This is a genomic window from Streptomyces sp. NPDC127114, from assembly GCF_042677525.1.
Classification (GTDB): Bacteria; Actinomycetota; Actinomycetes; order Streptomycetales; family Streptomycetaceae; genus Streptomyces.
In genome coordinates this window covers 14342-27180 of the sequence record NZ_JBHXTJ010000067.1, presented here as the reverse complement: position 1 = coordinate 27180, position 12839 = coordinate 14342, and the positions used below count along the sequence as shown (strand labels likewise).

The following is a 12839-nucleotide window of genomic DNA, read 5'->3' as shown; positions in this document are numbered from 1 at the left end:
GCGGGGGGGGTCTTGGGGGCGCCGCCCCCCCCCCCCCCCCGCCGCCGCCCCGCCCCCCGCGGGGGGGGCCCCGGCCCCCGACGCGTGCCGGGCGCCGCCGCGCCTACCGTCCGGGCCGGTGGGCGACGACGAGGCCGTAGCCGAACCCGGCGGCCTCCAGGCGCCGGACGATGCCGTCGAACTGTCCGACGACCTGGGCACCGAACCGCCGGGTGAGCGCCTCGCGGTCGTCCTCCAGCCGTCGGCGCATGGCGGCCAGGGTACGGGCGACCGTCCGGTCGCTGACGTCGGCGATCTCGACCGGAACGAGGCCCGCCGCCTCCAGGAGGCCCGGATAGTCCGGAAGCGGCATCAGCTTGCCGAACAGTACGGAGTACTGAGGCTGGTCGCCCTGCTCCGCACCGACGGCCGGTTCCTTCCGGTCGAGGAAGTCGGTGAGGGCGAGACGCCCTCCCGGCCTGAGGACGTCCGCCGCCAGCCGGAGCACGGCGAGCCGGTCCGGCATGGCCATGATCGACTCGAACAGCCAGACGGCGTCGAAGGATCCCGCCGGGTATCCGAGCCGCGTGGCGTCCTCGCACCGGAACTCCACCCGGTCGGCGACTCCGGCCTCCCGGGCCTTCTCCGTGGCCAGGCGGGCCTGGACCGGGCTGTTGGTGATGCCGACGACGGCGGCGCCGGTCGTCCGCGCCAGCTGTATCGCCGGTGCGCCCGTACCGCAGCCGATGTCGAGGACCCGCTGCCCGGGGCCGACGCCGAGACGCTCCGCCATCAGCCCGGTGAGCCGCTCCGAGGCCTCGGACATCGTCGCCGGGTCGTCCGGGGACTCCCAGTACCCCATGTGCAGGCTCCCGCCGGACAGTTCGGCGAGGAACTCGCTGGTGTCGTTGTAGAAGCCGTCCTCGGCCTCCTGCTGGGTCAGGCCCTGCGTACGGGCCCCCGCGGCGCCGGTCATTTCCCGTCCTTCCGGTCGTTCCCGGCCGACCGGTCGAGCACCCGCCGCTCCAGGTCCGGGTCGAGGCCACGGGCGGTGGTGCCCTGCCACGGCGGCTCGCCCTCGCGCTCCAGCCAGGACCAGCTGTCGGCCAGGGTGTCCCGGAGCGGCCGGCTGCTGTCGAATCCGGCGCGGTGGGCGGCCGAGACGTCGACGTCGTTGATACCGCCGCGCATCGCGGCGGGCAGCCACAGCGGGAGGTCGAGGTAGGGGCGGACGCCCGCGGCCAGCAGGTCGTCGTCCGGCACCCAGACCAGCTCCGCGTCGGATCCGGTCACCTCGCGCATCGTCTCCAGCAACTCGCCCATCGTGCAACGCCCTCGTTCGCAGACGGTGTTGTACGCGCCCGCGACGCCGCGTGCCGCCGCGTCCAGCAGCCAGGGCGCGTGGTCGCGGACGTCGACGTACTGGAAGGGGTCGTCGGCACGACCGGGCGCGAGCACCCGCCCGCCGCGGTGGATGCGGCGCAGCCACCAGGTCAGGGAACCGACGTCCTCGTACGGGCCGAACATGGGTCCCGGGCGGGTGATCAGCGCGCGGTCGCCGAAGGCCCGCTCGACGGCGAGTTCGCAGCCGCGCTTGGCGGTCGGGTAGAAGCCGTCCGCCCCGTCGTCGGGGTCGCCGTCGATCGTGGCCGCGCTCTCGTCGGCGCCGGCGGGCACGGGTGGCCGGTAGACGACCCAGCTGGACACGTACGCGTAGTGCCCGGCCCGGTCCGCGAGCAGTGCGCACGAGTCGGCGAGGACCCGGGGAGCTCCCGTCCAGGTGTCGATCACGACGTCCCACTTCCGGTCGCCGACCGCGCGGTTCAGCGCCTGCGCGTCGGTCCGGTCCGCGGTCAGCTGCTCCACGCCTTCGGCGGCCGGACGGCTGCCCCGGTTGAGGACGCCGACCTCGTCCCCGCGCGCCAGCGCGGCGTCCACGATGCTGCGTCCCACGAAGCGCGTTCCGCCCAGTACCAGAACTTTCATGACGCCCTTTCCAGGAGATCCGGTCCGTTCCGTGCTCAGGTCCTCGGCGCCGGTGTGCGGGCAGGCGGACGCGCGGCCACCCGTCCGTCACCGGGTGGGCGGCCGCGCGGTTCCGCTCCGTCGCGCCGGCGTCCCCTCGTCCCAGAAGACGCCCGGCGCGGGTGGGATCAGGCGCCGGTGCGCGCGGCGGTGACCGCCACCGTCGCGTAGTTCATCGTGAAGCTGCCGCCCATGGCGTCGATGGCGGTGCCGGCGCCTTCCAGCACCTCGGCCATCTTGTCCGCCGGGAGTCGTGTGAACGCGCCCAGCGTGGGCATCTGGTCCAGCCAGGCCTCGCGGGAGTAGGTCCACTCCCAGTCGAAGCGCCACTGCTCCGGGTCGGTGAAGCCGCCCGCCTCGCGGATCCCGTCGGAGGTCTTCGCGAAGAACCCCTGGTATCCGCTCATGGCGCCCTTGAGCATCGCCTGGAAGTCGAAGGGCGCGTCGGGCATGACCCGCTGGCAGACCCGCGCGATCGCGTCCGCCACCTCGTCCGGGAACTGGAAGACGTTCCAGAACGCCGCCAGGCGGCCGCCGGGCCGCAGGATCCGGGCGGCCTTGGCCGCGCCGGCGACCGGGTCGACCCAGTGCCAGGCCTGGGCGGCGACGACCGAGTCGAACTGCCGGCCGGCCGGCTCCCAGTCCTCGAAGGTCGCCACGTCGACCTCGAGACCGAACTGGCGCGCCACGTCGGCCAGTCGCTCGTCGGGGTCGACGCCGATCACGCTGCACCCGGCCTTCTGGAACTGCCGGGCGACGATTCCGGTTCCGGTGCCGACGTCGAGGACCTCGCGGCCGGAGCTCTTCTTCACGATCTGCTCCACCATCTGCTCCGGATAGCGGGGCCGGGCCCGGTCGTAGCGCTCGGCGTCCGCACCGAACGACTCCGCTACCTGTCGCTGCTGGTGAACTTCATTCTCCGCGTTAGTGGGCATGTGCCCACTCTAGGTGGGCACATGCCCACTGTCAACCCGGCGTGGACAGTGAAGGCCCTCCCGTCACGGCGCGGCGGGAGCGGCCGCGACCACCACGCCGTACCCGAACCCGGCCTTCTCCAGGAGGGGGAGGACGGACTCGTACTGCCGCACGACCTGACTCCCGTACCGGAGCACGAGCTCCTCGTGGTCGTCGGTCAGCTTCCGCCGCAGGCAGTCGAGCGTGGGGGCCACGGTGTGCGCGGTGATGTCGGTCTGCTCGACCGGCACAAGGCCGGCCTCCTCCAGGAGCGCGGAGTACGCGTCGAGACGGATCGGCCGGGCCACCAGCGAGGCGTGCCCGTGCTCCCGCGAGTGCTCGGCCAGGTCGCCGACCGCCTCTTCCATCGGCGCCGGCGCGGGGTCCAGGTCGAGGAGGTCGGTGAGCGCGACGCGACCGCCGGGCCGGAGCACCCGCGCCACCTCGCGCAAGGCGCCGAGCCGGTCCGGCAGATGGAAGATGGACTCGATCATGAGGACGGCGTCGAACGACTCCGCCTCGTAGGCCAGGACCGTCGCGTCGGCGCACAGGAAGGACACCTGGTCGCCCAGCCCCGCCTCCTGGGCGTTGCGGGTCGCGGCCTCGATCTGCACCGCGCTGTTGGTGATGCCGACGACCCGCGCGCCCGTCGACCGCGCGAGCCTGATGGCCGGCGCACCCGAGCCGCACCCGAGGTCGAGGACCCGGTCGCCCGGCTTCAGTTCGAGCTTCTCCGCCAGCAGGTCGGTGAGCTGGCGGGATGCCTCGGCCATCGTCGCCGGGTCGTCGGGGGACTTCCAGTACCCCTCGTGCAGGCTTCCGCCGAACAGTTCGGTCAGCAGTCCGCTGAGGCCGTCGTAGAAGCCGGCGACCTCCTGGGACGGCGGCGCCTGGGCCACCTGCGCCGACGGGTCGGGAGCGGCTATCCGGTCAGACATCAGTTCATCCTCTTCCAGGGTCGGGCCGGTTTCCCCGGCCGGGGCCGGGCAGTCGTGCGCGGACGGGCTCACCAGGTGACGGGCAGCGCCTCCATTCCGCTGATCAGCCGGCCCTGGGCGTTGACCAGTTCGTCGGCGGGTACGGCCAGTCGCAGCCCGGGGAACGCGGCGAGCACACTGCCGAACGCCACCTCCAGCTCCATCCGGGCCAGTTGGGCACCCAGGCAGCGGTGCGCGCCGTACCCGAAGGTGAGGTGACCCTCGGCCCCCTCCCGGGCGACGTCGAACCGCTCCGGTTCGGGGAACGCCGCCGGGTCGAAGTTGGCGCCCGGCAGGCTGGCGAACACGACGCTCTGCGCGGGGATCACCACACCGCCCAGTTCGACGTCACAGGTGGTGGCGCGGACCTGGCCGCCGTTCTCGCGGGCGCTCAGCGGCGCGTACCGCAGGACCTCCTCGACGGCGGCGGGCACCAGGGAGGGGTCGGCGCGGAGCGCCGCGAGCTGGTCCGGGTTGTCCAGCAGGGCCGCGAAACCCTTGCCGAGCTCGGTCGCGGTCGATTCGTTGCCGGCCATGAGCAGACCGCTGCCGAGGTGGACGAGCTCCTCCTCGCTCAGCCGGTCCTCCTCGTCCCGGGCCGTGATCAGCTCCTGGAGCAGGCTGTCGTCCGGGGTGCGGCGCTTGGCCTCGACGAGGTCGCCCATGTAGGCGATGACCGCCTCCAGCGCCTTCAGTGACTCGCCGGGCGGGTAGGCCGTCGTGGCCATCACACGGTCGGCCCAGCCGCTGAAGAGCTCCCGGTCCTCCTGGGGAACGCCGAGGATCTCGAAGATCACGGTGAGCGGCAGGGGGCGGCAGAGGCCGGCGACCAGGTCGGCCGGCGGGCCGGCGGCCACGAGCGGCGCGATCAGCTCGTCGGTGATCTGCTGGATGCGCGGCCGCAGGGCGCGGATCCGCCGGGCACTGAACGCCCCGGCCACGAGGCGGCGCATCCGGGCGTGCTCCGGCCCGTCGAGGTCGTTGATGCCGGGCTTCGCCAGAACGGCCGACGGTACGACGACGGCGCCGATCCGCCGCGCCTCGGCGCGGCTGAACCGGGGGTCGGACAGCACGGTCCGGACCTCCGCCATCCCGGTGACCAGCCAGCCCTTCTGGCCGGACTCGGTGGTGACCTCCCGTACCGGCGCCTGCCGCCAGGCCTCGAGAACCGGTGCCGGGACCGTATAGGCGTCCCGCCCGCGAGCGGTCGCCAGAGGGCACCCCGAGGGCATACCCGTCGCAGCATTTGAGGGTATAGTGGGCATGTGCCCACCCTAGGTGGGCACATGCCCACTCGTCAACGATCAGCACCCGAAAGCCGGACCCGCAAGGAAGGGAAGGGAGACACGATGCCGACGGGCACAGCGATCCGTGACGTTTCCCAGCAGCTGTTCGACGCCGCCGAGCGCGTGCTGCTCCGGGGCGGACCGAACGCGCTGACCAGCCGGGCGGTCACCACCGAGGCGGGCTGCGCCAAGGGTGTCCTCCACAAGCACTTCGCCGACTTCGACGCGTTCCTCGCCGCACTCGTCCTGGACCGCATCGACCGCATCCGGAGCCAGGGCGAGAACCTGCAGGGCGCGGCCGGGACCGGCACCGTGGCCGACAACCTCACCAAGGCACTGACCGACCTGTTCGGATCGGTCGCCGTGTCGATCGTCAGCCTCATCACCGCGCGGGACGAGCTGCGCACCCGGCTGCACGCGGCCGGCTCCTCGGGCGTACCGGTGCTGACCGAGGCCACCGCCATGCTGACCTCGTACCTGGCCGCCGAGCGCGAGCTGGGCCGGATCGCGCCCACCGCGGACGTCGACACCCTCGCCCTCACGCTGATCGGGACCAGCCACCTCCTGTTCGCCGGCCGGCAGGGCGACACGCCGCCGACCCAGGACGTCCACAAGATCGTGACCTCGGTCGTCGCCGACGCCGCGCGCTGACCACGCGGTCGCGCCGCCCCTCCCCCGTCGTCTACCCCGCGGTCGTCCACCGCGGGGCAGACGCTTGACCAGTGGGCGATCGCCCACTATCGTCCCGGGCATCTCACCTCCGCGCTGACGAACGCGGGATGCCGCGCGACGGACGCGCGGCCGCCCCTGGGCCGTACGCACAAGCGCCGCCCACTTCCTGACGCCCCGTCGCCGCGCGCCGGCCCGCCCTCCGCCCTCTCTGCGGCCATCGGCGATCCTGTACGGAGACGACGAAGGGCTCCCCTCGCCACACCGGCTGACCTACCGTCAGCGTTCCCGCCTCGTGCCCGCCTCCCAGTGCGTGTCCTGCCCGTTCGACGAAAACGGGGACCCATGAAACCCCAGCACATCACGGAACTGCTCGTCGGGCTCGCGGTCGTCGTGCTCCTCGCACGGCTGCTCGGCGCGCTCGCCCGGAAGTTCGACCAGCCCGCCGTCATCGGCGAGATCCTGGCCGGGATCCTGCTCGGACCGACGCTCTTCGGCGGCGCGCTGTCCGACCACCTGTTCCCGTCCGACGTCCGGCCGCTGCTCACCGCCCTGGCCACGGTCGGCGTCGCCGTCTTCATGTTCACCGTCGGCCTCGAGTGGGACATCGCCCAGGCCCGGGGCTCGGGCGGCTTCGCGGTCACCGTCTCGCTCAGCTCCGTCCTGCTGCCGTTCGGACTCGGCTGCGCACTCGGCGCGTACCTCCTGCGCGAGCACCCGAGCCCGGACAACACCGCGTTCGTGCTCTTCATGGGCATCGCGATGTCCATCACCGCGTTCCCCGTGCTCGCCCGGATCCTCACCGAACGCGGTCTTGACCGCACCACCCTGGGAACGCTGGCGCTCGCCTGCGCCTCCATCGACGACGTCCTGGCGTGGACGGTCCTGGCCGCGGTCACCGCGATCAGCGGCGCGGCCGCGACCGGACAGTGGCACGTCCTGCTCATCGTGCCCTACCTGCTGCTCATGTTCTTCGTCGTACGGCCGCTGCTCAGGCGACTGCGGGCCGGCGACGGGGGCCTCACTCCGGCCGGATTCTCCCTCGTCCTCGCCGGGCTGCTGCTGTCGGCGGCCGCGACGGAGTGGGCGGGGCTGCACTTCATCTTCGGGGCCTTCGTCTTCGGTGCCGTCATCCCGCGCGAGCACTCGGCCCGGCTCCGCGCGGGCATCCACGAGCAGCTCGGGAACCTGAGCCAGACCCTGCTGCTGCCGGTCTTCTTCGTGACCGCGGGGCTCAACGTCGACCTGTCCGGGATCGGTCCGGCCGGCCTGGGCGACCTCGGGCTGATCCTTCTGGTGGCCATCGGCGGCAAGTTCGCCGGGGCCTTCTTCGCCGCGCGCGGCCACGGGATGCCCGCCCGGCAGTCCGCGGCGCTGGCCACCCTGATGAACACCCGCGGCCTCACCGAACTCATCGCGCTGAGCGTGGGACTGAGCCTGGGCATCCTCGACCGCGAGCTGTACTCGCTCATGGTGGTCATGGCGGTGGTCACGACGACGATGGCCGGGCCGCTGTTGCGGTGGCTGCTGCCCCGGCGGCTCGTCGAGGCCGAGGCGGCACGCGAGGCGGTCTCCGCGGAGACGCCGGTCGTGGTCCGTGAGTGATCCCGGCGGAGCGGAGCGCCGGACAGGAAAGGGCGGCCGCGGCGTGCGCCGCCGGGCCGCCCTTCCCTGCCGGATCCGTCCGGTGACGCGTCAGGTCCGGACGAGACCGGACATGACCGCCCATCCGATCAGCCGGGACTTGGTCGCCGCTCCGACCCGCAGCCGCGCGTCCCTCAGGTGCTCTTCGACGGTGTTCTTCGAGATCCCCAGGCAGCGGGCCGTCTCCTTCGCGGTCAGGCCGAGAACCGCGAGCCGGACCACTTCGGTCTGCCTGGGGGTGAGTTTCGGTTCGGTGATCGGCATGTCACTCAACACCTCGCATTCGCGTCCATCTGACGTCGGGTTGTCTGTGCTTCCGTCGAGGGAGAGAGCGGCGTCAGTAGGACTCCTTCGCGTTCATGCGCGCCGGCGCGTAGCGCTCGCCCGGCCTGGCCCGGTAGTGGTCCCACCGGGCCGCGTTCCCGGTGGGTTCGTCGCCGAGGACGACCACCCTCAGGCCGGTGCGGCGCTCCGCGTAGTCGTCGACGGCGTAGTGCTGGGTGACGCGGTTGTCCCAGATCGCCACGTCGCCCGGCCGCCACTGGTAACGACAGGTGAACTGCGGCGAGGTGGCGAACTCGGTGAGGTACTGGAGCAGCGCGTCGCTCTCGTTTCTGCTGAGCTGGGCGATGTGCGAGGTGTGGGCCCGGTTGACGAACAGCGCGCGGCGGCCGGTGTCGGGATGGACCCGGACGACCGGGTGCTCCGCCCGGCTCTCCAGCCCCGGAATGCGGATGGCGTGGACGGCGGTGAGTCCGTCGAGCAGGTCGCGCAGCGGAGCGGAGAGCGCCTCGTAGGCCAGGTACTGGTTGGACCACATGGTGTCGCCGCCCACACCGGGGCTGCGGACGATCTGCAGCACCGACCCGATCGGCGGGTTGGGCGAGTACGTCATGTCCGTGTGCCAGATCGGGATCTTGCCGTCCTGCTCCGAGTCGATGATCTGGATCTCCGGATGCCCGTCCAGATGGGGCAGGTACGGGTGCACCTCGAGCTCCCCGAAGCGGCGGCCGAAGGCGATGCGCGACTCGGGCGACCACCCTTCCTGGTCCGGTATGAAGAGCACCAGGTACTTCAGGAGCAGGCGGCGTAACTCGGCGAAGGCCTCGTCGTCGATGTCCTCCAGGCGAAGCCCGTGGATCTCGGCGCCGAGGGCCGCCGTCAGCGGCCGGACGTCGAAGGTCGTCCCGAGTGTGTTCGACATCATGTCAACCCTTCATGGATGTACGGCTGTCGTCAGCCTGTGTGGATTTCAAGCCGGCCGGTCCGCGACGGCGCGTCACCTCGCGGCGACGGGTGCCCGTCTGCGGTCGGGCAGCACCCCGAGCTGGAAGAGCCGGTCCAGCGTGCCGAGCGGCCGTATGCCGAGGCCGGACATGTTGTAGGTCAGCTGGTGGCGCAGCCGACCGCTCCTCGCCGATCCGCTCAGCAGACGCCGGCCCAGGATCCGCCCGCCCCGCGAGGTGCTGGTCATCATCCGGGCGGCGTTGTGGCTCATGCTGTGGATGTCCTTGATCCGTTCCAGGCGTTCCCCTTCGTACGCGCGCAGTGCACCGTCGAGCGCGGCCCGGTCGCCCAGGTCCACGCCCGCCAGCCGGGAGGCCAGGGCGGCGGCGTCCCCGATGGCCGTGTTCATCCCCTGGGCCGACAGCGGATGGACACCGTGCGCCGCCTCCCCGATCAGCGCGATGCCCGGTCGCACCAGGGACGGCGCCCAGTACTGGAACACCGGCAGCAGTTGTCTGCTTCCCAGTCCCGCTTCGAGGAAGCCGGCGAGCGGGCCCAACGCCGGTACGTCCTCGACGAGTTGCCGGCACCACCGGCGGAGCCGCGCCTGGTCGGCCTTCCTGAGTTCGTCCGCGGCCACCTGGACGTAGACCCGGATCCGCTCGTCGGGCAGCGGATAGACCATCACCATGCCGCGGTCCGTGACATAGGTGGAGACCTCGTCGCTGACGGGGGGTGTTCCGGCGAGCTCGAAGGAGAGCAGGCGGTGGTCGTACGCCACGGGGTCCGCGGTCATCCCGGCGAGGCGGCGCAGCCGGGAGGACCGGCCGTCGGCGGCCAGCACGGCCCGGGCGCGGATCTCGCGCCGGTCCCCGCCGCCGGTCCGTACCCCGGTCACGCGGCCCTGCTCGTCCCTGAGCAGGTCGTCGACCAGGACACCGTGCTGCCGGCGGACCGTGCCGCCCAGGGCACCTTCCAGGCACTCCAGGATCGTCACGTAGTCGTGGGACAGCAGCCAGGGACGCTCGGTGTCGAGCTGGCCGAAGTCCATGGTGAGCAGCTCGCTCCCGTCGGCCCGGCGGGCGACGAGCCGGTCGAGCCGGACCGCCCGCCTCGCCTCCAGGGCCGGCAGGACGCCCCAGCCGTGCAGGAGGTTCAGCGAGCCCGGCTGGAGCACCTCGCCCTTCGCGACAGGTGGCCGGCTCCGCTGCTTCTCCAGCAGCAGGACGTCGATGCCGTGCCGGCCGAGCGCGCAGGCCGCCGCCAGCCCGGCGACCCCGGCACCGCAGATGACGACGTCCGCCTCGACCGGACCGTCCGGCCCACGGCCCCCGCTCATCGCGCCTCCAGTTCCGCGTGGTCGTCCGCCGCACGTGCGGCCCGATAGCTTCCGAGTGCCTTCAGGGCGAGCCCGTTCACGATCAGGCCGTCCACGTAGTAGGCGAAGTTCCTGATGTGCATGCACACCTGACCGGCCGGCCACAGGCCGTCCGGCCGCTGCGCCGCGAGGATCCAGTCGGCCGCGCGCCGCACCTGAGGGTCGTCGGCCGGCACTCCGGACGCGAGCAGCGCCCGCAGGGCCCAGGCGGTCTCCTCGACCGTCCCCGACGAGGGGTCGTCACCGAGCGTTCCCGTCTCTCCCGGTCCCCAGGAACCGTCCTCGAGCTGGGTGCGCAGCAGGGCCTGGCGCGCGCGCCGGGCGACCGGGTGGTCACCGAGTCCGGCCCGCCCGAAGGCGACCAGGGCCATCGCGGTTCCCGGGGTGAGCCCCCGGTACCACAGCGCCTCGTAGGTTCCGTCCGGGCGCTGGTGGGCGAGCAGCCAGTCCAGGGCCCGGCGGACGCCGGGGTCGTGCGGGTCGGCCCCGCAGTCCAGGGCGACCTCGACGGCCTGCGCGGTGACGTAGGGGCAGGGGCCGTCGTTCGGCAGTGTCGTGTCCGGGACGAAGGTGCCCCACGAGCCGGTGCGGTCCTGCCGGGACTCCAGCCAGCGGAGCCCGCGGCGGAGCGGTTCGCCGGGCTCGCGCGGCCCGGCGACGGCGAGTGCGGACAGGACGTTGGCGCTGTCCAGGAAGTTGGGCCAGCCCCGGGGCCCTTCCCAGCCCCAGCCGCCGGGCGGCGCGTCGTAGACGGGGAATCCCTGGACCTGCCGGCAGTCGCGCAGCCACTGGCGCGCCCGCACCAGGCGCTCGTCGTGGGCGTAGCCGGCGTCCGCGAGGCCGCGTGCCACGTAGGAGCCGCCGATCAGGTCGAGGCCCTGCATGATGTGCCAGGAGCCGTCCTCCCGCGCGTTGGAGCGGAGGTAGCCGACGGCGTCGGCGATCGTCGCGGCCGGGGCGCCGGCGCAGCTGAGGCCGATGCAGACCACCGCGACCAGCCAGTTGTCACCGCCGTAGCCGCCGCGGTCGTTCTCGCCGCGTTCCACCTGTGCCAGTGCGCGGAGCCCGGCCTGGCGGGCGGCGCGGTGCAGCAGCCGACCGAGTCCGGTCGGCGGGCTGTACCGGGCCTGGATGAAGGCCATCGCGACGAACGGAGCGAGCCGGAAGGACAGCCGGCGGCGCCAGACCCGAGGGGGGAGCAGGAGCAGTTCGAGCGGGATGCGCCGTGAGCCCTCGAGTTCCTCCAGACCCGCGAGGGCGAGGAAGGTCCGGGCCATGTGGGCCATACCGGGGTCGGTGAGGGCCTCGGTCCCGCCGAGCGAGCGCACCAGTTCCAGGGCGCGGCGTACGGGTTCCCGGTGTCCTTCCGGGTCGTTCAGGTGCAGGGCGGCGACGGCTATCAGGGTGGGGACGAGCTGGGTGGGGGCGCCGGCCACTCCGCCCCAGCCTCCGTCCGGGTTCTGTGCCGACAGCAGCCACCGGGTTCCGCGCTCGACGAGCTCGCGGGAGCGGGTCGGGTCCGCGACGCGCAGGGCGGCCACGGCTCCGGCCGTGCCCAGGACGGCCGGGGGCCGCCGGTTGGGCCAGGAGCCGTCGGAACGCTGTCGGGCGAACAAGGTCTCGGCGGCGTGGGCGATCGACGCCTCGACACGACTGTCCACAGCTGAGCACACGGGAAGTCCTTCTCCTTCTCTCGCCGGGTGGTCGGAGGGTTCAGCGGGCGGTCGCGGCCTGGCCGTCGGGCGCGAACTCGTGTCCGGAGCGCATCCTGTGCTGGACACCGAGGGTGAGGACGAGCAGCGGAACGAGGATCCCCAGTGCCAGGGCCGGCCCGAGGCCGGGGACGAGCAGGGCGTCCGCGAGGACGATCCGTTCGGCGACCAGCACTTCGTGCGCGCGCAGGGCCGTACGCGGGGTGAGCTCCCGCCGGGGGCCGAGGACCAGCCCGAAGGCCGTGGAGCCGACCGCCCCGGCGAGCAGCACCACGAGGAGGCAGATCGCCCGGTCGCGCGGTACCGCCAGGCAGCCGAACGCCGCGGTCACGAGGGCGAGGCCGTACAGCGCGGCGGCCGTCCGCCCGGCGGTCCGCAGTCCGCGGCGCACGGCGAAGGTGGCGTAGCCGCCCTCGCGGTCACCGGCGACGTCGCGGAGCGTGCCGACCACGTTGGAGGCGGCGTCGTGGGCCCAGAACACCACGACGAACGGCAGCAGTCCGACCGGCGGGAAGTCGACGGTCATCATCGTGCCGAAGGCGAAGGCCGCGCCGGTGAGCGCGCCCCGCACGACGTTTCCCCAGAGCCCGCGTGCCTTGAACAGGCCGTTGTAGGCCAGCGCTCCGCCGATGCCGACGGCCAGGAGCAGGATGGTCCGCCAGTTGACGGCCAGCGCGGCGGCGCAGCCGGCGGCGGCCAGGAGCGTGCCGCACAGGAGCGCCGTCCTGGGCGCCATCCGGCCCGAGGGGATGGGCCGTTGGGGCTTGCTGATGGCGTCGAGGTGCCGGTCGAGGTAGTCGCCGAGGTAGTGTGCGGCGACCCAGACCGCGGTGGGGGCGAACCAGGCGGCGAGCAGGGCCGCGTTCGCCCGCGGCTCGGCGGCCAGGGTGGCGCCCGCGAGGCCGACGAGGCCCGGGTACCAGATGGTGTACGGCCGCCAGGTGCGCACGTGCGCGCCCAGCGTGCCGACGAGACGGTTGCCGTCCAT

At 73.0% G+C, this 12839-nt stretch carries 12 protein-coding genes; 2 read left to right on the top strand and 10 right to left on the bottom strand.

Annotated elements, in window-relative coordinates:
* Window positions 1-103 precede the first annotated feature (103 nt).
* From ACFVGS_RS35780 to ACFVGS_RS35760, 5 genes are all read right to left on the bottom strand, one after another.
* Window positions 104-955 (bottom strand): SAM-dependent methyltransferase, encoded by an 852-nt coding sequence (locus ACFVGS_RS35780; protein ID WP_385696512.1) that lies wholly within the window; start codon window positions 953-955, stop codon window positions 104-106.
* Window positions 952-1965 (bottom strand): NAD-dependent epimerase/dehydratase family protein, encoded by a 1014-nt coding sequence (locus tag ACFVGS_RS35775; protein ID WP_384408399.1) that lies wholly within the window; start codon window positions 1963-1965, stop codon window positions 952-954. Before ACFVGS_RS35775 ends, ACFVGS_RS35780 begins: the two co-directional genes overlap by 4 nt.
* A gap of 167 nt (window positions 1966-2132) precedes the next feature.
* Window positions 2133-2939 (bottom strand): class I SAM-dependent methyltransferase, encoded by an 807-nt coding sequence (locus tag ACFVGS_RS35770; protein ID WP_385696509.1) that lies wholly within the window; start codon window positions 2937-2939, stop codon window positions 2133-2135.
* 63 nt (window positions 2940-3002) lie between these two features.
* The gene (locus tag ACFVGS_RS35765) at window positions 3003-3896 is read right to left on the bottom strand and encodes an SAM-dependent methyltransferase (protein WP_384408403.1); all 894 of its coding nucleotides are present in this window, start codon (window positions 3894-3896) and stop codon (window positions 3003-3005) included.
* A gap of 68 nt (window positions 3897-3964) precedes the next feature.
* Complete coding sequence (locus tag ACFVGS_RS35760; RefSeq protein WP_385696506.1) at window positions 3965-5200, bottom strand: cytochrome P450; 1236 nt, start codon at window positions 5198-5200, stop codon at window positions 3965-3967.
* Between the two features lie 84 nt (window positions 5201-5284).
* On the opposite strand from ACFVGS_RS35760, the gene ACFVGS_RS35755 reads away from it, so the two are divergent.
* Together ACFVGS_RS35755 and ACFVGS_RS35750 are read left to right on the top strand one after the other, a co-directional pair.
* Window positions 5285-5872 carry a TetR/AcrR family transcriptional regulator gene (locus tag ACFVGS_RS35755; RefSeq protein WP_384408407.1) on the top strand — a complete coding sequence of 196 codons (588 nt, stop codon included), beginning with the start codon at window positions 5285-5287 and terminating at the stop codon, window positions 5870-5872.
* A 363-nt stretch (window positions 5873-6235) separates the two neighbouring features.
* Window positions 6236-7495: a cation:proton antiporter gene (locus tag ACFVGS_RS35750; protein ID WP_384408409.1), complete on the top strand. Its 1260-nt coding sequence runs from the start codon at window positions 6236-6238 to the stop codon at window positions 7493-7495.
* 90 nt (window positions 7496-7585) lie between these two features.
* Here the strand turns inward: ACFVGS_RS35750 and ACFVGS_RS35745 are convergent, their stop codons facing one another.
* From ACFVGS_RS35745 to ACFVGS_RS35725, 5 genes are all read right to left on the bottom strand, one after another.
* Complete coding sequence (locus tag ACFVGS_RS35745; protein WP_384408411.1) at window positions 7586-7798, bottom strand: response regulator transcription factor; 213 nt, start codon at window positions 7796-7798, stop codon at window positions 7586-7588.
* Window positions 7799-7871: 73 nt separating this feature from the next.
* Window positions 7872-8741, bottom strand: coding sequence for a TauD/TfdA dioxygenase family protein (locus ACFVGS_RS35740; protein ID WP_385696501.1), 870 nt, complete (start codon window positions 8739-8741; stop codon window positions 7872-7874).
* 72 nt (window positions 8742-8813) lie between these two features.
* Window positions 8814-10100 carry an FAD-dependent oxidoreductase gene (locus ACFVGS_RS35735; protein WP_384408415.1) on the bottom strand — a complete coding sequence of 429 codons (1287 nt, stop codon included), beginning with the start codon at window positions 10098-10100 and terminating at the stop codon, window positions 8814-8816.
* Window positions 10097-11812, bottom strand: a complete 1716-nt coding sequence (locus tag ACFVGS_RS35730; protein WP_385696498.1) for a prenyltransferase/squalene oxidase repeat-containing protein — start codon at window positions 11810-11812, stop codon at window positions 10097-10099. The genes ACFVGS_RS35735 and ACFVGS_RS35730 overlap by 4 nt, the downstream gene beginning before the upstream one ends.
* A gap of 40 nt (window positions 11813-11852) precedes the next feature.
* Window positions 11853-12839, bottom strand: coding sequence for a UbiA family prenyltransferase (locus ACFVGS_RS35725; RefSeq protein WP_385696496.1), 987 nt, complete (start codon window positions 12837-12839; stop codon window positions 11853-11855).